This window comes from Nocardioides pyridinolyticus, from assembly GCF_054653575.1.
In genome coordinates, this window is the sequence record NZ_BAAIFY010000095.1 from 1 (window position 1) to 494 (window position 494).

At 67.8% G+C, this 494-nt stretch carries 1 protein-coding gene; it reads left to right on the forward strand.

All coding sequences use genetic code 11. From position 1 onward, the window contains the following. On the forward strand, positions 1-494 hold a 494-nt coding region (locus ACYQ0U_RS22805; protein ID WP_459976169.1), incomplete at both ends, for an IS630 family transposase.

Sequence of the window (494 nt, forward strand, 5' to 3'; positions counted from 1 at the left end):
CCGGGCCGGCCCCGCACGGTCACCGACGAGCAGGTCGAGGAGGTGATCGCCAAGACCTTGGAGTCGTCGCCTCGTAATGCCACGCACTGGTCGACCAGGTCCATGGCCGCCGAGGTCGGCCTGACCCAGTCGGCGGTCTCGCGGATCTGGCGGGCCTTCGGGCTCCAGCCCCACCGCCAGGAGTCGTGGAAGCTGTCGAAGGACCCGTTGTTCGTGGACAAGGTCAAGGACGTGGTCGGGCTCTACCTCGATCCGCCCGAGCGAGCGGTCGTGCTCTGCGTGGACGAGAAGTCCCAGATCCAGGCACTGGACCGCACTGCCCCGATCCTGCCGATGCTGCCCGGCACCCCGCAGCGAGCCACCCACGACTACAAGCGCCACGGCACCAGCAGTCTGTACGCCGCCCTCGACATCGCCACCGGCCAGGTCATCGGCTCCCTACACTCGCGCCACCGCACGATCGAGTTCAAGAAGTTCCTGACCACCATCGACCG